At 44.7% G+C, this 19,748-nt stretch carries 20 protein-coding genes; 17 read left to right on the forward strand and 3 right to left on the reverse strand.

Annotated elements, in window-relative coordinates; all coding sequences use genetic code 11:
* Positions 1-33 precede the first annotated feature (33 nt).
* From NST40_RS02730 to NST40_RS02755, 6 genes are all read left to right on the forward strand, one after another.
* Entirely contained in the window at positions 34-669 is a 636-nt protein-coding gene (locus tag NST40_RS02730; RefSeq protein ID WP_076185171.1) for a ThuA domain-containing protein, read from the forward strand.
* Between the two features lie 145 nt (positions 670-814).
* Positions 815-1,207 (forward strand): MerR family transcriptional regulator, encoded by a 393-nt coding sequence (locus NST40_RS02735; protein ID WP_076185170.1) that lies wholly within the window; start codon positions 815-817, stop codon positions 1,205-1,207.
* A gap of 37 nt (positions 1,208-1,244) precedes the next feature.
* Positions 1,245-1,571 (forward strand): thioredoxin domain-containing protein, encoded by a 327-nt coding sequence (locus NST40_RS02740; RefSeq protein ID WP_076124458.1) that lies wholly within the window; start codon positions 1,245-1,247, stop codon positions 1,569-1,571.
* A gap of 111 nt (positions 1,572-1,682) precedes the next feature.
* A complete protein-coding gene (locus NST40_RS02745) occupies positions 1,683-3,431 on the forward strand; it encodes a spore germination protein (RefSeq protein WP_341001044.1) in 1,749 nt (582 codons plus the stop codon).
* 27 nt (positions 3,432-3,458) lie between these two features.
* The gene (locus NST40_RS02750) at positions 3,459-4,550 is read left to right on the forward strand and encodes a GerAB/ArcD/ProY family transporter (protein WP_341001047.1); all 1,092 of its coding nucleotides are present in this window, start codon (positions 3,459-3,461) and stop codon (positions 4,548-4,550) included.
* Positions 4,547-5,758 carry a Ger(x)C family spore germination protein gene (locus NST40_RS02755; RefSeq protein ID WP_076310501.1) on the forward strand — a complete coding sequence of 404 codons (1,212 nt, stop codon included), beginning with the start codon at positions 4,547-4,549 and terminating at the stop codon, positions 5,756-5,758. The genes NST40_RS02750 and NST40_RS02755 overlap by 4 nt, the downstream gene beginning before the upstream one ends.
* Before the next feature lie 28 nt (positions 5,759-5,786).
* Here the strand turns inward: NST40_RS02755 and NST40_RS02760 are convergent, their stop codons facing one another.
* Positions 5,787-6,674, reverse strand: coding sequence for a CHAD domain-containing protein (locus NST40_RS02760; RefSeq protein WP_076124450.1), 888 nt, complete (start codon positions 6,672-6,674; stop codon positions 5,787-5,789).
* Between the two features lie 239 nt (positions 6,675-6,913).
* Between NST40_RS02760 and NST40_RS02765 the strand changes: the two genes are divergently transcribed.
* Positions 6,914-7,807 (forward strand): hypothetical protein, encoded by an 894-nt coding sequence (locus NST40_RS02765; RefSeq protein WP_081391852.1) that lies wholly within the window; start codon positions 6,914-6,916, stop codon positions 7,805-7,807.
* 102 nt (positions 7,808-7,909) lie between these two features.
* On the opposite strand, the gene NST40_RS02770 is transcribed toward NST40_RS02765, so the two are convergent.
* Positions 7,910-8,695, reverse strand: coding sequence for a carbon-nitrogen family hydrolase (locus NST40_RS02770; protein ID WP_341004231.1), 786 nt, complete (start codon positions 8,693-8,695; stop codon positions 7,910-7,912).
* A gap of 158 nt (positions 8,696-8,853) precedes the next feature.
* Between NST40_RS02770 and NST40_RS02775 the strand changes: the two genes are divergently transcribed.
* The 8 genes from NST40_RS02775 (at position 8,854) to NST40_RS02810 (ending at position 15,606) form a co-directional block, all read left to right on the forward strand.
* Positions 8,854-9,282: a MarR family transcriptional regulator gene (locus NST40_RS02775; RefSeq protein WP_076304354.1), complete on the forward strand. Its 429-nt coding sequence runs from the start codon at positions 8,854-8,856 to the stop codon at positions 9,280-9,282.
* A 33-nt stretch (positions 9,283-9,315) separates the two neighbouring features.
* Positions 9,316-9,951: a nitroreductase family protein gene (locus NST40_RS02780; RefSeq protein WP_076223389.1), complete on the forward strand. Its 636-nt coding sequence runs from the start codon at positions 9,316-9,318 to the stop codon at positions 9,949-9,951.
* 59 nt (positions 9,952-10,010) lie between these two features.
* Positions 10,011-10,304, forward strand: coding sequence for a putative quinol monooxygenase (locus tag NST40_RS02785; protein ID WP_036676736.1), 294 nt, complete (start codon positions 10,011-10,013; stop codon positions 10,302-10,304).
* A 175-nt stretch (positions 10,305-10,479) separates the two neighbouring features.
* On the forward strand, positions 10,480-12,048 hold the full coding sequence (locus NST40_RS02790; RefSeq protein WP_341001050.1) for a phospholipase D-like domain-containing protein: 1,569 nt from the start codon (positions 10,480-10,482) through the stop codon (positions 12,046-12,048).
* 62 nt (positions 12,049-12,110) lie between these two features.
* Positions 12,111-12,488 carry a hypothetical protein gene (locus tag NST40_RS02795; protein WP_341001052.1) on the forward strand — a complete coding sequence of 126 codons (378 nt, stop codon included), beginning with the start codon at positions 12,111-12,113 and terminating at the stop codon, positions 12,486-12,488.
* Between the two features lie 74 nt (positions 12,489-12,562).
* On the forward strand, positions 12,563-12,889 hold the full coding sequence (locus tag NST40_RS02800) for a metalloregulator ArsR/SmtB family transcription factor (RefSeq protein WP_036676741.1): 327 nt from the start codon (positions 12,563-12,565) through the stop codon (positions 12,887-12,889).
* A 107-nt stretch (positions 12,890-12,996) separates the two neighbouring features.
* On the forward strand, positions 12,997-14,760 hold the full coding sequence (locus NST40_RS02805; RefSeq protein WP_076185164.1) for a SulP family inorganic anion transporter: 1,764 nt from the start codon (positions 12,997-12,999) through the stop codon (positions 14,758-14,760).
* 150 nt (positions 14,761-14,910) lie between these two features.
* Positions 14,911-15,606: a DUF1361 domain-containing protein gene (locus NST40_RS02810; RefSeq protein WP_038568569.1), complete on the forward strand. Its 696-nt coding sequence runs from the start codon at positions 14,911-14,913 to the stop codon at positions 15,604-15,606.
* On the opposite strand, the gene NST40_RS02815 is transcribed toward NST40_RS02810, so the two are convergent.
* Positions 15,603-15,920, reverse strand: a complete 318-nt coding sequence (locus tag NST40_RS02815; protein WP_076124439.1) for an MGMT family protein — start codon at positions 15,918-15,920, stop codon at positions 15,603-15,605. The two genes, NST40_RS02810 and NST40_RS02815, sit on opposite strands and share 4 nt — an antisense overlap.
* Before the next feature lie 214 nt (positions 15,921-16,134).
* Between NST40_RS02815 and NST40_RS02820 the strand changes: the two genes are divergently transcribed.
* Positions 16,135-17,187, forward strand: coding sequence for a LacI family DNA-binding transcriptional regulator (locus NST40_RS02820; RefSeq protein WP_076193723.1), 1,053 nt, complete (start codon positions 16,135-16,137; stop codon positions 17,185-17,187).
* A gap of 67 nt (positions 17,188-17,254) precedes the next feature.
* A complete protein-coding gene (locus NST40_RS02825; RefSeq protein ID WP_076276049.1) occupies positions 17,255-19,669 on the forward strand; it encodes a hypothetical protein in 2,415 nt (804 codons plus the stop codon).
* The last annotated feature ends 79 nt before the right edge of the window (positions 19,670-19,748 follow it).

Consider the following 19,748-nt stretch of genomic DNA (forward strand, 5'->3'; position numbering starts at 1 on the left):
CAAAAAAACTACACGAAGAAAGGCGATGATAGGATGTCTACACTAAAAGCACTGGCACTCGGAAGTTATTCGGAGGTTAAATATCACCCATTTGCGGGAGTAGACCGGGAGATTGAGCAGATCCTTGCCAATGACCTGCAGGTATTCTCCTCGGAGGATTATGGGCTGCTTAATAAAGAAACATTATCTGACTACAAGCTGGTGATCTCTTATACCGAATTCTCCGATGATAAAATACCGGCGGAACAAAGCAGCGCATTGCTCTCCTATGTGGCTAACGGTGGTGGATTACTAGTGGTACATAACGGAATCTCCTTACAGCGTAATCAGGAGCTAGGCGCTATGCTGGGAGCGCATTTCACTCATCATCCAGAATTCACTTCGCTCCAGATGTCCATACCGGCACGGGAGCATCCCATTATGCAGGGGATCGAAGAATTTGTGATCGATGATGAGCCTTATTATTTTGAGCAGCATCCCTATTTCGAAACAACTGTGCTTATGGAATATCCTCATGATGGGGCAATGAGACAGGCGGCTTGGTGCCATGAATTTGGTCTAGGCCGGGTTGTTTATTTAATGCCTGGTCATCATTTGCCGTCATTTTCCGTAGAGCCCTTTCGCCAGATGATTCTTAGAGGTGGACTTTGGGCGGCAGGATTATTATAGGATATAAGCGGATATACCTGTTGTAAAATAAAACACGAGTCCAACTGCGGGTTAGCCGCGGTTGGATTTTTTTTGTTGACTCTAACATTGGTGTCAGGGTTTATACTGGTGTAGAACAATTCTCATGAACCCCGGGGAGAATGCTATGAAAATAGGTGAGCTTGCTAAACTGACGGGCGTAAGCGTCCGTTCACTTCGTTACTATGAGAGTCAAGGATTAATCTCGCCGATCCGTCAGGCCAACGGATATCGGGAGTATTCTTCACTTGCTGTAGAGACGGTAGAAACGATTAAACTATATTTGAACCTGGGTCTGTCGACAGAGCAGATCGCGGGCTTTCTACATTGTGTCTTGAAGAACAAAGAAGCTTTCTGCGCAGAAGTGATGCCACTATACCGCAGTAAATTGGAAGATATTGAACGTCAGCTTGTAGAGCTGAATCAGATCAAGAGAAATTTGGAAGAACGAATGGCATCTATTCTGCAGGAGCAGGATGAGAGCAAGTTGGGAACGTGTCCACTGGAGAACTTGGAATAGTACTGCTGGTGTTGAAAAATATGAGGAGGAATGGCAAATGTCTATTATAAATGCCGATAGTGCGGATTGGGTGCGGTCAGAAATACGTGGTGGAGGAACGGTACTGGTGGATTATGGTGCGCCATGGTGCCCCCCTTGTAAGGTGCTGCTGCCTGTTCTGGAAGATCTTCACCAGGAATATGGAGACGATGTTTCTATTGTTAAGGTGAATTGTGATGAACTGCCGGATTTGGCTGGAGAAGCGGGTGTTATGGGGATGCCTACAGTCATTGTATATAAAGAGGGGCAGCCTGTGGAAAAGCTGGTCGGTCTGCGTCCGAAAGCAGCCTACCAAGGCATACTGAACAAGGTTCTTCAAGCATAAGGCGATAATTTTAAAGATGAAATTAGGGAGACTCCATATTGTGGGGTCTTTTTTGCGTGCATGATTTACCCATCTTCGGTAAAAAATACGAACACAGTTATAAAGGAGGTGATGAGGGTGTGGAATATTATTCTAGAGATAATTCCTAAATGGAGTGTGATTTTCCAAGCTATTATGATCTTTTTCGTTCCGTTTATTCTAATCCGGATGATGAGTTGGGCTAATGTAAAGGAAGATACGATAAGTACTAGAGCAAAAAAAGCTGCCGGCAGCATAGGCGGGGGTGTTCCTTACGGAGAAGCCTCTCTAGGTTCTAGCAATACGAAAAAGGTTGCTAAGGCGGACGATTCTGTTGGAATCAGTGAAGAATCTTCTACAGGAGCAAGCTATAGCGGTCAATTTCGGGAGGATTTGCAAAGATTTAAAGAGATGAGCACAGATATGCATGATGTGAGTTTTCGGGAGTTACGTATCGGAGGTATAAAGCTGCAAGCGGCCCTTATATTTGTAGATGGACTGACAGATAAAGATAAAATGGATCGGAATATTCTGAAGCCTTTAATGAATGCCTATAAGGTTTTTAAGGATCCCCATACGATACCGGAAGCAAAGGATCTAAAAGATATTCTCATTCATGAGATCGTGCTTATTTCGGAAGTTGAGTTTACAGATGATGTGAAGCTCTCCCTTCAAAAGGTGTTGTTCGGCTCTGTAGTGCTGTTAGTAGAAGGGATACCGGAGGCTATTGTGCTCAGCACCCCGAAGGGGAACACAAGAGGGATAGAAGAGCCTGAATCAGAAGCTGTCTTGCGGGGATCTCGAAGCGGATTTAATGAGACGTTAAGTGATAACACGGCATTACTGCGCCGACACGGGCAGAGCACAGAGCTAGCCATGATTTCTTTTACTGTAGGCAAGAGGATGAAGAAGGATCTGGTTCTAACTTATATCAAGGACATCGCGAATGATGAACTGGTCGAAGAAGTCAAAAGAAGAATCAGGACGATTGATATAGATGATGTGCAAGAATCTGGTTATGTGGAGCAATTAATCGAAGATAATAGCTTCACGCCATTCCAGCAGATTCAGAATACGGAAAGACCTGACCGCGTAATGGCAGCGTTATTGGAAGGGAGAGTAGCTATCCTGCTGGATGGCACACCCTTTGCCTTGATCATGCCCGTGTCCTTCGGGATGCTGTTGCAATCCCCAGAGGATTATTACGATCGGTGGATGGTGGGGTCGTTGGTGCGCTTACTGCGTTTTCTCGCCGCATTGATATCAATGTTTGCACCGGCACTATATATTTCCTTCCTCTCGTTCCAGCCAGGATTAATTCCGACTAAGCTGGCCATATCAATTATCAGCTCCCGCCAAGGTGTACCTTTTACAGTATTAATCGAAGCCTTAATCATGGAGACCTCGATTGAAATATTACGGGAGGCTGGACTCCGGCTACCTAAACCTATCGGTCCTGCAATGGGGATTGTAGGCGGTCTGATCATCGGCCAAGCCGCGGTAGAAGCAGGAATCGTGAGTCCTATTCTAGTTATCGTTGTTTCAGTTACAGCGATTTCCTCTTTCACCATCCCTATGTATAGTGCAGGAATGACGCTGCGTATGCTCCGTTTTGTAGCCATGTTTTTTGCAGCAGTCTTTGGATTATATGGAGTGGTGTTATTCTTTCTTTTCATCAGTGCCCATTTAATCAAGCTAAAAAGCTTTGGCATGCCTTATCTTGGCATGTTTATCCCGTATAAGATTAAGGATTGGAAAGATTTTATATTCCGTATGCCGCTGCAATTTCTAACAGGCCGCCCTACGCTGTTGAAGCCGAAGGACCCCCGACGCAAAGGGTGAGAGATCGAAGTAAAGGAGGAAGCGAATATGAGTACCGAGGTGAAGGACCGAATTACTGCTGTTCAAGCGACGATCATATTAGCCAATTATACTATTGCGGCAGGGATACTTACACTTCCTCGGACGATTGTAGAGGCGAGTGAAACTCCAGACGTGTGGATCTCCGTTTTTTTAGGGGGAGTAATTACCTTTTTAACGGGTTTAATTATAGTGAAACTTAGCCAACGGTTTCCAGGTCAAACTATTTTTCAATTTAGCGGGAAAATCATTGGCAAGCCACTTGGAGTGATGCTCTCTATATTAGTGATTGTTTATTTTCTGTGTATAGCCAGTTTTGAAGCACGTTCCGTACAGGAAGTGACCTCTTTTTTTCTGCTGGAGGGAACCCCTCCTTGGGCTATTGTTGCTGTGTTTATTTGGATAGCCTTCTATTTATGCAGAGGAGGACTTAATGCTATCACTAGCATGTGTAGGTTGATTGTTCCGATTACTTGGACAGTTTTTGTTGGAGTATGCTTGCTTAGTATTGAAGTTTTCGATATCGATAATTTGCGGCCTTTCCTTGGAGATGGTTTAGGACCGGTATGGAAGGGCATCAGGCCAACCATTCTGACTTTTACTGCTGGTGAAGCGATGCTGTTCGTTGTTGCTTTTATGGATAAGCCACAAAAAGCAGTAAAGGTAATTATTGCTGGATCATGTATATCAACGTTCTTTTATCTTTTAGCTGTTGTAATGACTATTGGTGCGTTTTCTATAGATGGAGTGGTCACAAGAACTTGGCCATTTCTTGATCTAGTGAGAAGCTTTGAGGTGAATTATCTTATTTTTGAGAGGTTTGAATCGCTGCTGCTGGTAATCTGGATTATGCAAATTTTCTGCACCTTCTGCATCACTATTTATGCTGCTGCTTTGGGAGTTTCTCAAATATTTAATAAACGATTTAATAGCTGCTTATTGGCTATACTTCCAGTAGCCTATCTAGTTTCCAGAATGCCACCAAATGTGAATGCTCTATTTGCATTAGGGACAGTCGTAGGTAATTGGATGATCGTTTTATTTGGATTAATTCCATTGCCGCTATTGATCATCGCACATTTCCGGAGGGCGGCTTCATGAAAAAATGGAGAGTGTCGATTACATTTCTTATAGTATGTATTCTGTTGACCGGTTGCTGGAGCAGTACACCTGTTGAGGAGTTAAGTATGGAGATTGGTGTTGCCCTGGACAGTGCGGAGCAGAACGAGAATGAAGAGGCTACTCAGCAAGGAGGTGGGGGGAAGCCCATGCCTAAACAAATCATGAGTACTTATCAGTTTGCGATTCCTCAAGGCTCGGGAGGGTCAGGTATGAAGTCTGGTGCGGCCTCATCCTCAACCAGAAATTACTATAACATGAGTGAAGTAAGTGATTCTATGTTTGAAGCATTACGGGCACTTTCACTGCGTACTAGACGTACTCCAATCGGACATCACCTTAAGGTCATTGTGATCGGTGAGAAGCTTGCACGCTCCACCAAGTTTTCTGAGTTAATTGATTTCTTTAGCAGGGATAACGATATCCGTCCCAGTGTTCTACTATATGTCAGCAAGGGAAAAGCCAGAGATGTATTGGAAAATGCGCTGCCCGGCCAAACCCCTTCATTTGTATTAGAGGGGATTTTTGTGAATAGAAGTCGGAGCACGAGGATATGGGAGCCGGTTTCAATAGCTAAAGTGGCGGGTCCTTTGCATGGTAAAAGAAGTTTCATGTTGCAGAATGTGATTTCTTTAGAAAAAGAGAAGGAGACAAAGCTGGATGGAGCAGGCGTAATTAAAGGGAAAACGGGAAAGCTCGTTGGTTTTTTAGATGCATCGGAGCTGGAAGGTATGGTCTGGCTGACTGGAAAGGGAGAGGGGGGTGCTCTCAAAGCATACGACCCGTCTAACAATAAGCTCATTACCTATGAAATCAAATCTCTGGGTAGTAAGTATAAAGCTAATGTGAAGGATGGGAAGATCTCTTTTCATGTGAAAATAGAATCTACGGGGAGATATGGTGAGGCTTTTGCCAAGAGTGCAAAGAAGTTACATGACGGCATTGTAAAGGAGGATAAAGCAGTGCTGGAGAAGCATGTCTTAGACATGCTTCAGGTCACTGTGAAAAAAATGCAGAAGGAGCTGCATACAGAGGTTGCAGGTTTCGGCAACGCTTTGCGTATTCAACATCCAGCCGTATGGCGGAGCGTAGAGGATAACTGGGATGAAACCTTTAGTGAGATTCCGATTACCTATGAAGTGAAACTGAATATTGAAGAGTATGGTGCATCAGATACAACGGCTGAATAGAAAGGACCATTTGCAATGTTGTATGGAGCTACTTCGTTTGTGTCTGGATAGGAATGACATCATTATGATGCAGTGCATCGAGCACTTCATCCTTTAATTGCGACGTGAAGGCATTCCATGCTTTTTTACCGATGTCCAGCTCTTCACGTCCAATAGCATTCAGTGTTTCCAGCCATAGACGTTTGTCGTTAATCAGCCCAAGTTGATCTTGAATCTCCTTATAGATCTCCTCATGCGCATGGAATTTCTGATTTAATGCAAAATCGGCTGCACTCGCGGTATAACGCAGTTCCTTAGCAGCGATTCTTAGCTGGTGCAAAGCGTCGAAGGCTTCTTTAGATTCGGCATTGTCTTCATGGAAAATAGCTTTACAGGTTTTTTTCTTCTGCTCATAAGCGATCTCAAGCTCACGCATAACAACGTTAACATTCTTTTTGGCGGCTAGGGCTTCAAGCTGCTCGCTTAGGAAGGTCTTCCACTTTTCCTCGAGGTCTTCATTAATTAGTTCAGGCAGCTCCTTAGCGAGCTTCTTGCGGTAAGTTTTGCGCTTGTCCTTTTGGTACGCAATCACTGCCTTTAACAGGTCTGCAGTTTTGGAATCTCCGTTCTCCTTCGCCTGCTTGCGCTTGTTCTTGAAAGATTCTATTAGAACATCTGCATCTCGCACTTTACCTAATCTCTTTTGCGCTTTTTTGAAAATAGGGTACAGGCCTGAAGTGTGCCGCGGATCAAGAATGGATAATAGACTTAGCAGCTTACGGCAGTTCACTCTTGCCTGGTGGATATCTTCATCAGCGAATTTATTTAATGCGTCATGGCTGTAATCCCAAAAGTTGATATAAAGGTGGTTAAGGGCTTGTTCCCATTGCTTTGTTTTGGTTAGCTGTCGTTCTTTGGTCAGCTTGTCTCCTGTCATGCAGCATCACTCCTTAACGTTTGGGATAGCATGAATTTAGGGCTTCCCCTATTATGCTCTGGGGTAAGTCCATTTACTATAAGAATAGCGTTATCATAACCTCATTTCAATTCTCTGCTCACAGCATGGAGACAGATCGGTTACAATATTACTATCATTATTTATACGGATAGGCTTGGATCTTTAGCTGGTAGAGAATAGCAGGTCTCGTGGCTCATATTCGGGAAAGAGGGGCTTTGGTGGATACTCGTGAGTATGATTCAATATTTAGTAAACTTCCTTCAGAAATGGGGCTCTTTCAACATCTGAGTGCAAGGGATGAGAGCAAAGGTACAGAAGCAGGGAGCTTAGAGGATATGCTGGTCCCGTTCGCTTTTGAGGAAACCTTATGCCGGGATGTTGGAGCGGGACTTATACCTCCTAGCTTACATCTGTGGAGTCATTCTGGTGGTGTGGCACTTGGACTTCGGGACAGTAAGCTACCGTGTGCAGCTCAGGCGATGCTTACGCTTGAGGCGCAAGGGATTAGAACAGCGGTTAGGCATTCCGGCGGAGCTGCGGTGCCTCTGGATGCAGGGATCATTAATGTTTCTCTAGTTCTGCCCAAAGGACGTGGAAAGCTGGACTTTCATGATGACTTTAAGCTCTTGGCTGCTTTGATCACGGAAGCGGTTGCTATTAGTCATCCACAGGCTGCGGCGCAAATTGAGGCTGGTGAGATTGTTGGTTCTTACTGCCCTGGTGATTTCGATCTGGCCATTGGTGGCCGGAAGTTTTGTGGTATTGCTCAGCGTAGGCAGAACAATGCCTATTTTGTACATGCATTTGTTGTAGTTTCTGGCTCGGGACAAGAACGCGGTGAACAAATTCGTAATTTCTATGCGCAAGCCTCCGGAGGAGACTCCTCACTATCATATCCACAGGTTCGTCCAGAGACGATTGCTGGACTGGGTGAACTCGGTGGACCTGAAGTGGCGAAAGTGTTTGGGGAGGGGATTATTCAGGCTTTGATTCGTCGTGGAGTCTCTCTTAGAGCATCCCGCATTTTGCAGCAAGAGACAGGATACAGCCTGGACTATGATGATCCACGTGTGCTCGATGCAACGCGGGTGCTGCGCGAGCGGTATTCCTAAGGGCTGAGCATGGGTTAGAGTCTGTTAAAAAAGGACGTAACGGAAAGCTGGATAATGCCAGCCTACGTAACGTCTTTTTTAATATTCAACAATGACGCTCTATTAATTATACAACTCAGGACGTCTGTCCGAAAAAATCGGAATTTGTTTCCTAATCTCACGCACCTGATGTAAATCGATCTCTCCGGTTAGAATTTCTTCCTCTTCAGAAGCCTCACACACAATATCTCCCCAAGGATCAATAATCATTGAATGCCCAGCAAAGATATTGGCAGGATCGCTGCCTGCACGGTTGCAGGCTACAACAAAACATTGGTTCTCGATGGCCCGGCTGATCAACAGCGCCCGCCAGTGGGACAATCTGGGCAGTGGCCATTCAGCGCAGACGAACAGGATTTCCGCCCCTTGTGCGGTATGGGCGCGAACCCATTCCGGAAACCGGATATCATAACAGATTAGCCCTGCACATAACGTATTGTCTAATGTGAATAGTCCTTTGGCTTCTCCCGGCTGCAGATACAAATGTTCATCCATCAGCTGGAACAAATGCAGCTTGCTGTATTGTCCGACGAGCTCACCTGATCGATTAAATACATACATACGATTAGTTACACCAGTATCATTTCGGCTAGCGACAGAACCAGCGATGATATTGATGCTGTATTGTTTAGCCAAGCTGGAGATAAATGTCTTGGTAATTTCTCCTTCCGGATCGCCAATATCTTCTAAGCGAGTTAGATCATAACCAGTGGTCCATAGCTCAGGGAGAATCAGACAATCGGGGGCAGCGACAGCGGCTTCTTTTATTTTCTGGACAACAGCAGCATAATTCATAGTGGGATTGCCAAATGCTATATCCAGCTGAATCAGGGATATTCTCATAGGTATCCTCCTCTTTTGTTCAAGCGTATAGCACCGGATGAGGATAAGCAATGTTGATTTTTTAAAAATGATTTGATATATTAGTTGACGGGTCAATGATTATGCGTTAGTATAATTTTACACAAAACAATTGCATGCAATTAAATATAGAAAGGAGGTATATTTTGACGGAGTACTGTCCTGAGGAAGAACATATATTTGAACTGCTGCAGGCCTTAAACAAAGGAATCTCTCCAAAATTCGAACGTTGTGCAGGGATCAGTCCCACACGGCTTCGCCTCCTGCATGAACTGTTTCGGGTAGATGAAGTCAGCCAAATCAGTCTGCAAAAGGAAATGGATATTGATGCGGCAGCCGTCACACGTCATCTGAAGGGATTGGAAGAGAGTGGCATGATCGCTCGCCGCAATAACCCAGCCGATAACAGGGTCACATTGGTCTCATTAACCGATCAAGGTCGGGAAAGAATGGTTAAATATAGCGAAGAGAAAAGGCGGTTTATCGCTACTCTGCTAACAGGTTTTAACGATCAGGAGCGAGCAGTGCTCATTGATATGCTCAATCGTCTGCAATCTAATATCATTCTGTTGTAACTTACAAAACACACTAAAAGGAGAATTAAACATATGAACGCTACACAAACAAATGATTTTCAAGAAATTATTACAGGACGCCGCTCTATCCGCAAATATGATCCATCCGTTAAAATCAGCAAAGAAGAAATGACACAGATCCTTGCCGAAGCTACACTTGCTCCATCTTCAGTGAACATGCAGCCTTGGCGTTTTCTGGTCATTGAAAGTGACGAAGCTAAAGCTACTTTAGCGCCTCTCGCTCGTTTTAATAACGTACAAGTAGAGACTTCTGCGGCTATGATTGCCATCTTTGGTGATCTGAACAACTTCGATTACGCTGAAGAAATTTACGGTACGGCTGTTGAACGTGGACTTATGCCTGCTGAAGTAAAAGAAAATCAATTAACCAGATTATCCGCTCATTTCGCTAACCTGCCACGGGAAATTAACAGAGACACCGTGCTTATCGATGGCGCACTTGTTGCTATGCAGCTGATGCTGGTTGCTCGTGCACATGGTTACGATACAAACCCAATTGGTGGATTTGAAAAAGACCAAATCGCTGAAGCGTTTGGTATGGAAAAAGATCGTTATGTTCCTGTAATGCTGCTCTCCATTGGTAAAGCTGTTGATGCAGGTTACCCCTCTGTTCGTCTGCCTATCGATAAAGTTGCTGAGTGGAAATAATTATTAAAGTTAGTAAGCCAACACGCTACCATAAACACTAATCTTAGGAGGAATATACAATGATCATTATTCATGCTGTACTTAAAGTTAATCCAGAGCGTCGCGAACAGTTTTTGACGGAGTCTAAAGCATTACTGGCTGCTACTCATGCTGAAGAGGGTAACCTTTCTTATGAGCTATATGAGAATGCTGGAGAAGCCAACTCATTTATTATGATTGAGCAATGGCGTGATGCTGAAGCAGTATCCAGCCACAATACGAGCGCTCATTTCACTGCTTTCTCAGCTAAAGCTGGCGAATTCTTGGCTGCTCCTCTAGATGTTAAAGTATTTAGCGCAGAACAGGTAAAATAAGCTGTCTCCATTCTTAGCGAATTCTATTTAAACCTAAACAGGGATGATCCATAGCCATAAAGGCTGTGGGGCATCCCTATTTTGCATTTCACCCCGTTTATAAAAAGGAGATCTAGGGTATCTATCCTTACCTTGATTCAAAGGCATGCAATATAAACGATGGGGGACTTTACATATGAAGACACAGAGAAATATGATTGATTTCTTGAATTATTATCTATCCGGCGGATCGCTTGCCCGTATTATGGGTGTAGCAGGAGAAGAGGTGGAGCGTAAGCTTGAGGGGATAGACCTAGAGGCTGCCAGAGCCTATCGTCAGACGCTTGGCGGAGTCATTACGACAAGTCAGCAGCTATTCCAGCTTCCTGGATTTAGTCCAAGCTTACTGGAACAACTTACTGAAGTATTGGGCAGACTAGACTCAGGCAAGCTAAAGGTTCTGGCTCCGCAGACTACGTGGAATAATCAAGTAACACCTTACGTGAATGGTCCGGAGTGTCTAGGAATGATATTAGAGGAGATCAGAAAAGCGCAGCATTATATCCACCTGTCTGTCATGCTTTTTTTTAATGATCGCTCGGGCAATCTGGTTGCAGATGAACTGTTTTATGCTCTTAAGCGTGGCGTTAAGGTAAGGGTTATGGTCAATTACACATTGACGGCATTGGGGTACGGAAATAATCTGGAGTACGGCCAGTTCTCCAAGATTGCTGATCAGCTCGAGAATGCAGGCGCCAAGCTGTTGAATACCTTCAATTCGTATTATTCAGCTATGGAATGGCGGGTGAAACGAAAGGCGCTGGAGCAAGAGGGAGTGCCGGAAAGTATCCTGTTTCTGCAGGATAAAGTGCAAGAGGATGTTGAGGTCACAGGACTGAATGTCATCGATCATCGGAAGTTTATGGTCATAGATGGGGTAACCTCGATTATAGGCAGTGTAAATATTGGTGACCAATATACGTATGAGACCCCAGTGCAGGCATCCTCTGCAATGAGTATAGATGGACATCCACAGGGGATTCCTAGTAAAGAGGCTGAGTGGCATGATGGCTGCTTCCGGATTCGCGGCGCAGCAGCGCAGCCTTTGAATGCGATGTTCTATTCTCGCTGGCTGCTTCTAGGCGGAGATCATTTTGATGTGAATGATGTCTTTTATTATCCGGATGTGGATTATCATTTTGGTGAGGAAGAATGTACGCTGTTAGCAAGCTTTCCAGGTAACCCGGTTAACCTGATTCAACAATATTATCTGGATCTAATTACTTACGCGGCTGAAGAGACTATCATCGTGAATCCTTATTTGATTGATCAGGATTTTTGGGATCGGCTCGGGCTGCTTGGTCCGGAATGCTCGTGTAATTTGAACATTTGTAACCCGCTGGAGGTTAATGATCATCCTACAAATCGCGCGGCAGTAAGAGGCAATATGTATATGCCGTTTATTAACGGTGTTTCCTTCTATGACTACAGTGCCACCGGTCGATTTTCCCATTGGAAAATTACCTATGATCATAGATCACAAGCCGTTTTTCATGGTTCATATAATATCAACGAAAGAAGTGCCTGCCACGATTTTGAGCTGGGAATGCTGGTAAAAGGGGAGGCCTTTGCAGAGCAGATAAAGTCTATGATCGATTATGACCTGAGTGTCTCGCGGAAGATTACCAGTAAAAGTGAGTTCTTTAAGCATCCTTGGTTACACCCTAGTACTTATCTGAATAAGGCAACCCAGAATTATACTTGATAAATTGGGCTAATTCTCATGATATAATGATCGTTATAAATCATTAGGGTGGAGTATGGGCTATGCAAATCAAAATTACAAAAAGTGGTTTGAAAAAGGACGAGGTATTTTTTCTCACAGAATTTGGGGAGGGCCGGGGAGTCTGGTGTGGTGCTCCTGTGAATCCAGGGGCAGAAATGGATGTGGAATTGGAGCTTTCGGAGCTGCTTATGAGGTGGGTGGATATCCATCCTGTGCCTGCAGGTGAGTTCAACATCAGGCTCGAACAGGATAGGGTTATTTTTACGGGCGTATTGGAGAATATTGAAGAAGATGGCACAGGATTTTTACGAATAGGTGAAGGGTTAGTGATGTTCGAGTGTCTCGGTGAACCTATGGCACTGGGTGTGTTCGTAGAATTGCAGGTCCGTGATGTGCGAATCTATCCCTTCAGTATTTGACGCTTCTTAGGGACTAAGATAACATACAAAGATAACATTAGATTCAGAAAGTTAAGCATGAGGAGTAGAAAGCTATGAACACCGAAATTCAGCAATTTAAGACCGAATTCTTCAAGGCGCTGGCTCATCCGATGCGTATTCGTATTCTGGAGCTGCTTAGCGAAGGTGAGAAGAATGTGAATGAACTGCAGGCTATTCTCGGCTCGGAAGGTTCTGCTGTATCCCAGCAGCTAGCTGTTTTACGCGCCAAAAATGTAGTAACCAGTGTGAAAGAAGGCACCACAGTCATTTATGCCTTACGTGATCCTCTGATCAAGGACCTTCTGGTCGTGGCCAAACAAATATTTGATAACCATCTCGTGAATACCATTTCATTACTGGAAGGCATGCGCGGCGAGTGAAAATGGAATAGATTAACGTTATTTTGGCGTTGACAACAGTCGCGTCCTAGAGTAATGTTCTTCTTATATTCAAATAATCAGATATTTAAAGAAAAGAAGGTTTGAACATGACAGGGCGGGGTCGTTATAAAGGCTACAACATGAACGCTTTTCGCAAGGATTTGATATCAGGGACAATCGTCGGGGTTATTGCCATTCCTTTAGGGATGGCATTTGCTATTGCTTCTGGTGTAAAGCCGGAATATGGCATTTATACGACAATCGTTGCGGGCATATGTATTTCATTGTTCGGGGGATCGAAATTTCAGATTGGTGGACCGACAGGTGCATTTATTCCTATCTTGTTCGCTATTGGGATGCAGTATGGTTATGAGAACCTGCTGTTAGCGGGGATGATGGCGGGGGTTATTTTAGTCCTCATGGGATTGTTAAGGCTGGGTGTACTGATTAAATTTATTCCGAAGCCGGTCACGATTGGTTTCACAGCAGGCATAGCGGTTATTATCTTCACCGGACAGATTGCTAACTTCCTTGGGTTAAGGGATATTGAACGGCACGAGAGCTTTGTAGATAACATGAAAGAAATTGGACTTCATCTATCGACGATCAATGGATATAGTATCCTGACCGCCGCGATTTGTCTGGCTGTTGTTATCCTAGCGATTCGCTTCGCTCCGAAGGTGCCGGGTTCATTGGTCGGTCTTCTTTGTGCAACTGTCATAGCAGCGTTATTTTTTAGCGGTAAGGTGACTACGATTGGTTTGGCCTATGGGAATATCCCTAATACATTGCCAAGCTTCCGTTTTCCGACCATTACCTGGGAGCGGATTACACTGCTGATTCGTCCGGCCTTTATCATCGCGATGTTGGGTGCTATTGAATCCTTATTGTCAGCTGTCGTAGCTGATGGGATGACGGGCAGCCGCCATAACAGCAACCGTGAACTGATTGGTCAGGGAATCGCCAATATTGCAGCTCCATTGTTTGGAGGAATTCCAGCCACGGGTGCCATTGCCAGAACCGCCACAAATATCAAAAGCGGCGCAGTTTCTCCGATCTCAGGGATCGTTCATGGGGTAGTGGTATTCCTAATTCTTCTGTTGTTTGCACCCTATGCTTCTAGTATTCCGTTGGCAGCGATGGCTCCTATCTTGATGGTAGTGGCTTGGAATATGAGTGAGCGTAAACAATTTCTTCATTTGCTTAAAATCAAAACAGGTGATTCTTTGGTATTATTCATCACTTTCTTGTTGACGATATTTGCAGATTTAACGCTGGCCGTAGAGGTGGGATTGATTCTTGCGGTGATTTTGTTTGTGAAACGGATGGGAGAGGTTCATCTGGTATCCAAAGTATTGCCTGATCCTAATTCCGTCAAGGTAGGAGCACATATGGTAACGGAGAGTCATGATTGTCCGCAGATTGGGATTTATACCGTGGAAGGACCGCTGTTTTTTGGCGCTGCGTATAGATTTGATGACACCATGCCGGGTTATGGCTCAGATCAGCCGAAAATTATATTAATGCGGATGGGAAAAGTGCCATTCATGGATACTACGGGTGAATCCAATCTGGCGGAGCTGGTGCGGCATCTCCATGCTGTTGGAGGGAAACTGATGATCTCCGGTGTTCAGCCGCAGCCGCTTGAGCTACTTAAGAGAACCGGGCTATATGACAAAATAGGAGAGGCACAGTTTTATCACCATACCGGTGAAGCGATCAATGAAGCTCTTAGCAGTATTAATCACAATAAATGTATCGGATGCAGTCATGCGGCGTTTAGGGAGTGTACGGCATTATCCTGTCAGGAGGATGCAGGTGGACTACGAGGTCTGACAGGACGCAAGAAGCCAGCATTGCCTCTGAACTAATCAGCGGTACTTGAGCTTAATAAATAAAGTCGGCCTGGGCGCTATTCTTGCGTCTGGGCTTTTGTATTAAAATTGGACTTCGGAATTCTGAATTTGTACAATTGGGTATAAGTTTAATGTAATCAATATCGATAAGGAGAATATAAGCTCATGAAGGAATTGAATTATCCGAAGGTGTTTATGCTCTTGGCGGGATTGTCTGTCGCTACATTGGCGGTATATCGTGTAGTGTCACTTCAGACGGATTCGTTTTACGGTTTTTTAATTTGGAATTTGTTCTTAGCTTGGATTCCGTTTTTATTTTCCATGGCTGCTTATGAGCTAGACAAAAGGAAGATAGGCGGTTTATTACTTCTTCCTTTGGGTGTCGCGTGGCTGCTGTTCTTTCCCAACGCGCCTTATCTCATGACTGACCTGGTGCATTTAACGGTAAGAAAAAGTAGATATATCGTGGAGGGGGCCATTCAGAATCGCTACTGGTATGACTTGGTCACTCTTTTATTGTTCACCTGGAGTGGATGGTTGACCGGTTTTTTCTCATTGTATCAGTTCCAGACGGTCATTTATCGCAAAAGCAACCTGCTGTGGTCATGGGTATTCGTGCTTGCGGCATGTATGCTCGGGGGATATGGTGTACTGCTTGGCCGAGTCTACAGACTCAATAGCTGGGACGTCCTGACGGACAGGCATCAGTTGTATCAACTTGTTCTGGATAGCCTGAATCTCCAGTCCGTATTTTTCAGCTTGTTCATTGCCTTTGTCCTGCTGGTCATTTACGCGACGATGTATTGTCTACTCAATGCTCTTGGCACCGGAGAAAGACGAAGAGTTACCAGAGGGTACTAATCGGCACACTCCGGCTCAAACTGGAATTGCTTCAGATCTACCACACCTTTTTCATTAAAACTAACTCCCTCTCCCTGTAGATAGAGCCTCTGGAGGGAGTTAGACTCATCCTCAGTTAGTGCGATCATTCCCTTAGCATTAATGACCCGATGCCAGGGCAGCTTATATTTTTTGCTCATGGAGTGAAGGATGCGAACGACCTGCCTCGCTCCTCTTGGGCTGCCTGCCGCGCGGGCAACTCCTCCGTAAGTCATCACTTTACCTTCTGGTATAGACTGTATGATATGAATAACTCTCTCAGTAAATGGTGTCATAGCAAGCTCAAGCTCCTATATCTTATTTTTATCCAATGAACAACAGATAAATCAATTCTAAACGAAACGGGGGACGAACAGGAGGATTTTTTGAGAATAGCAAAAAAGGGGTTGCAAAGCAATAAATACGCGTGGTATATTTTAACTGTAAAAATAATCTAAACGTTTAACAACGTGATTGAAAGAGTTCCATAATAAGATAGGAGAAGGTGTAATGAGGAAAACCAGCATTAAAGACATAGCCGCAAAGGCTAATGTTTCGATTGCTACAGTCTCCTATGTGCTTAATGGTACCCGCAATGTACGTTCCGATACAAGGGAACGAGTTGTTGCAGCCATTGAGGAGTTGAATTATAAGCCGAATGCTATTGCGAAGAGTCTCAAACTCAACCGTACGAATACAATAGGTGTTATTGCAGAAGATGTGACGGTATTTAACACCCCCGATATTATCGATGGAATTAATGATTTTGGAGATCGTAATGATTTGCATATTTTACTGGTGAATCTTCGTTTGGACAAGCGTATCGGCCGTAACTTCTCGAATACGGAAGACTATCGAAAGTATGCCGCTAATGCGGTTGCCGAACTGCTCAGTAATCAAGTGGATGGGATTATTTATATCGGTGTTCATCCCCGTGATTTAACGGGTTTAATCGATACGGAAGGTAAGCCTATTGTGTATACCTACTCTTACACACAGGACGATATCTCTATCCAGTATAATGATGAGCAAGCTGCTTACCAAGCCATGTCCTACTTGGTTAACCAAGGACATAGCAGAATTGCTGTAATCAGTGGTTTGATGGATTCAATCCCTTCCAGATTAAGACTGAACGGTTATTACAAGGCCGTTACTGAATATCAATTACCATTCGATCCACTGTTAATTAAGATGGGAGACTGGGAGAGGGAATCAGGGTATCGTCTTACCTCCGAGTTGCTCGCTTTGCCGGAGCCTCCAACCGCGATTCTTTCCATGAATGATGTAATGGTTGTAGGTATTTTGCAGGCGGCAGAGGAAAAAGGGTTTAAAATACCGGATGATCTGTCGGTTGTCGGTTTTGATAATCGTGAATTCAGTGATTACTTACGCCCGCGTATAACAACAATGGGACTTCCGCTACATGAGATGGGCTATCAAGCTATTGAGGTGTTGTTCAATTTAATCAAGGGGACGAAGATGGATTCACTGACCATGCCGGAGTGCCGGTTGATCGAACGTGATTCCGTGGCTACGTTAAAAAATGCTGTGAGACAAAAATAAGTTTCACAGCTCCTTTTTCCTCATAAATCTAAACGTTTAACTTAAAATATTGAAGAGGTGCTAGGCAATGACGATTCTAGGCAACGAAAATTTCAGGATGGAGTTAAGCGACCGCGGAGCGCTTCAGTCTCTGATATTACAGGGCGACCCTAGTGAAATGAACTGGGTAGTTGATCCGTCTTATTTGGAAGAGGCAGGTTATGCGGATACAGATAAGCTATTCGGAGAATGGACAATAGAGCTAGACGGGAATATCATAAAAAGCACTGATCTGTTGCCCAATATCACGCTAGAAGGAAAACACCGTGTAATTGTGGATTTTGAAGGCGCGCCGATTGCAATCAGACTTACATATTCTTTGGAAGATGAGCGACTAAGATGGACTATTGAAGCTACGAACCGCTCAACACAGTCTGTAAGAATTAATGGACTTCATGTGTGGTTTTCGCTCGCTTATGTCATGTACCGAGATGAAAATGTGCAGCGCAATATGAGTCAGTCCTGTGCAGTATTCCCCCATCTTGGTGGAGATTTCGCTAAAATTGCTGCCATTCGACGGAACAACGAAGCACCACATCTGGGTGTTTATGGTGTTCAGGGCAGAACAGTAACCGTAGGTACTTATTGTAGTTATAAGAATCGTTTTCTTGAGCAGGTTTCCCCTTCTTTGGATGGTCTGCTGTATCATCGGCTATCGTTGGTGGAGGACGGATCATCTATGACCGAATCTGCAGCTGCCGACTGGATATATGGTGGCGCTTACAGTCCGCTGGATCTTGACGCTGGAGAGACCTCCAGCTGGGAATACATATTCCATCCCTGTCAGAATCGAGATGATTTCTATAGGCAGGGTATGGCCTATGGACATCCACGCTGGAGCTATACGCCTGTATTAACCCGGGGAGGAAGGTTCGAAGCTGTTGTTGATCTGCCGCAGGGCCAGGCTCTACGTGAGCTGCGTTTGTATAGCACTTCACCGGTAACGGAGCTGATCCGCCAGGAGAATATTACGAACGAAGCTGTACGGTTGGAGTCAGGCAGCAGCTACACTATATCTTTACAGCGTTTGGAGCCGGGAGAACATAAGCTGGAGCTGGGGCTAGAAGATGGACGGACCGATATCCTGGTCTGGAATGTACTGGAGTCGATTGACCTGATTCTGGAAAAGAGAGCCGAGTGGTTGGTAAATAACAACTTTGGAGGGACAGGTGAGGCCGAGAGGCCATATGCCTTCCGTCCGCTATCGAATCAGGGAGAATCGCTGGGTAAGGTTGCTTTTCTTCTGATGAAGAATAGCATGGCCAAGGCTGTCCCCGAACAAGTAGCTAAGGCCGAGATTGCCGCAGTATTGGATGTGAAGGAGCATTGGTTTGAAGGCGGAGATTTCAATCATCCGCGTCCCTTGTATGGAGAATTCTACCGCATTTATGATCTGGATTATATTGGGCATGTCTTTTATCTATTGTCACGAATGGATGGTTCATTACTTAAAATTCATTCTCCTAGAGAATATCTACAATGGGCTGCCGAAATCATGTGCCTTCGCCTAGACCCTGATCGGCATAGTGGGCAGCGTGAGCAGGATGAGAGCCGTCTAAATGGTATATTTGTGCTCTATATTCTTGATTTATTAGAGGCACTGAAGCAGAGCGGTCTTTCGGAAGAGTATAAACGTCTACTTACCTTATGGGAGCAATTTGGCAGAAATCTGGAGACAGGGATACAGCAGTATGAGGGAGCTATAACGGAGCATTTTTACGATAATGCAGGATTTGGTCCTACCTGTGAAACATTGTGTCACCTTGGAAATAAAGAGGAGGCTCAGCGTTATGGGCAACTAATTCTGGCAAATATCGGATTCAGCAATGATTACAGAGTGCAGAATCCGGATCGCTGGTGGGAAGCTTTGTCGTATATGATTCATTCCCTTTGGGGTGGATTGGTAGCAGGAGCATCCCGGGTTGCCTATGAATTCCTTGGAGACCCTGAATATTTGGAAGCCGCTTACCGTTCTACGATGGCAGTATTCAATTGTTACGATTGGAATGTACGCTCTACTCCACGCCGTTTGTTGCCTGGAGAGGCAGCCTCTACATATAGTGTGGCAGCTCCTAACCTGAACATGCCAGAATTGTCGCGAAACCGTTTTGGGCAATCCGTATTTGTGGGGGCAAGTGATTCCTTGTTTGCTTCGCTGTTCTCGGGTGTGACAGGAGATGATTGGGATATGGGGGAGGAGCTAGTGGCCTATCTAATGGGCTTCGGGACAACCACATATTTGTACAGGGATCCACGCGGAAAGATGCGCTGTATTAACGGTTATATTGAAGAAGACTCGGAGGGCTGGATCGTAACAAGTTACGCTGCATATCCGTCAAGATATGTGCTGCTTGAGGATAAGCTCGAATATCGCACAACTGAGGGGATACTAGAGTCTCGCGTAAGACTGGCAGGCGGAGGAATATTCAGCCCTTGTCTGTAATCGCTAAGAATGACAAACCATGATGATTTTAGGCTAAAGCTTTAAATGCTTGGCTTGAAATAAATAGATATGAAAAAAA

It is taken from the genome of Paenibacillus sp. FSL R10-2778, from assembly GCF_038593035.1.
GTDB classification, from domain to species: domain Bacteria; phylum Bacillota; class Bacilli; order Paenibacillales; family Paenibacillaceae; genus Paenibacillus_AQ; species Paenibacillus_AQ odorifer.

Bases quoted from the DNA above. Each gene is read 5' to 3' on its own strand.
- NST40_RS02730 (WP_076185171.1), top strand. From the start codon at position 34: ATGTCTACACTAAAAGCACTGGCACTCGGAAGTTATTCGGAGGTTAAA.
- NST40_RS02735 (WP_076185170.1), top strand. From the start codon at position 815: ATGAAAATAGGTGAGCTTGCTAAACTGACGGGCGTAAGCGTCCGTTCA.
- NST40_RS02740 (WP_076124458.1), top strand. From the start codon at position 1,245: ATGTCTATTATAAATGCCGATAGTGCGGATTGGGTGCGGTCAGAAATA.
- NST40_RS02745 (WP_341001044.1), top strand. From the start codon at position 1,683: ATGAGGGTGTGGAATATTATTCTAGAGATAATTCCTAAATGGAGTGTG.
- NST40_RS02750 (WP_341001047.1), top strand. From the start codon at position 3,459: ATGAGTACCGAGGTGAAGGACCGAATTACTGCTGTTCAAGCGACGATC.
- NST40_RS02755 (WP_076310501.1), top strand. From the start codon at position 4,547: ATGAAAAAATGGAGAGTGTCGATTACATTTCTTATAGTATGTATTCTG.
- NST40_RS02760 (WP_076124450.1), bottom strand. From the start codon at position 6,674: ATGACAGGAGACAAGCTGACCAAAGAACGACAGCTAACCAAAACAAAG.
- NST40_RS02780 (WP_076223389.1), top strand. From the start codon at position 9,316: ATGAACGCTACACAAACAAATGATTTTCAAGAAATTATTACAGGACGC.
- NST40_RS02785 (WP_036676736.1), top strand. From the start codon at position 10,011: ATGATCATTATTCATGCTGTACTTAAAGTTAATCCAGAGCGTCGCGAA.
- NST40_RS02790 (WP_341001050.1), top strand. From the start codon at position 10,480: ATGAAGACACAGAGAAATATGATTGATTTCTTGAATTATTATCTATCC.
- NST40_RS02795 (WP_341001052.1), top strand. From the start codon at position 12,111: ATGCAAATCAAAATTACAAAAAGTGGTTTGAAAAAGGACGAGGTATTT.
- NST40_RS02800 (WP_036676741.1), top strand. From the start codon at position 12,563: ATGAACACCGAAATTCAGCAATTTAAGACCGAATTCTTCAAGGCGCTG.
- NST40_RS02805 (WP_076185164.1), top strand. From the start codon at position 12,997: ATGACAGGGCGGGGTCGTTATAAAGGCTACAACATGAACGCTTTTCGC.
- NST40_RS02810 (WP_038568569.1), top strand. From the start codon at position 14,911: ATGAAGGAATTGAATTATCCGAAGGTGTTTATGCTCTTGGCGGGATTG.
- NST40_RS02815 (WP_076124439.1), bottom strand. From the start codon at position 15,920: ATGACACCATTTACTGAGAGAGTTATTCATATCATACAGTCTATACCA.
- NST40_RS02820 (WP_076193723.1), top strand. From the start codon at position 16,135: ATGAGGAAAACCAGCATTAAAGACATAGCCGCAAAGGCTAATGTTTCG.
- NST40_RS02825 (WP_076276049.1), top strand. From the start codon at position 17,255: ATGACGATTCTAGGCAACGAAAATTTCAGGATGGAGTTAAGCGACCGC.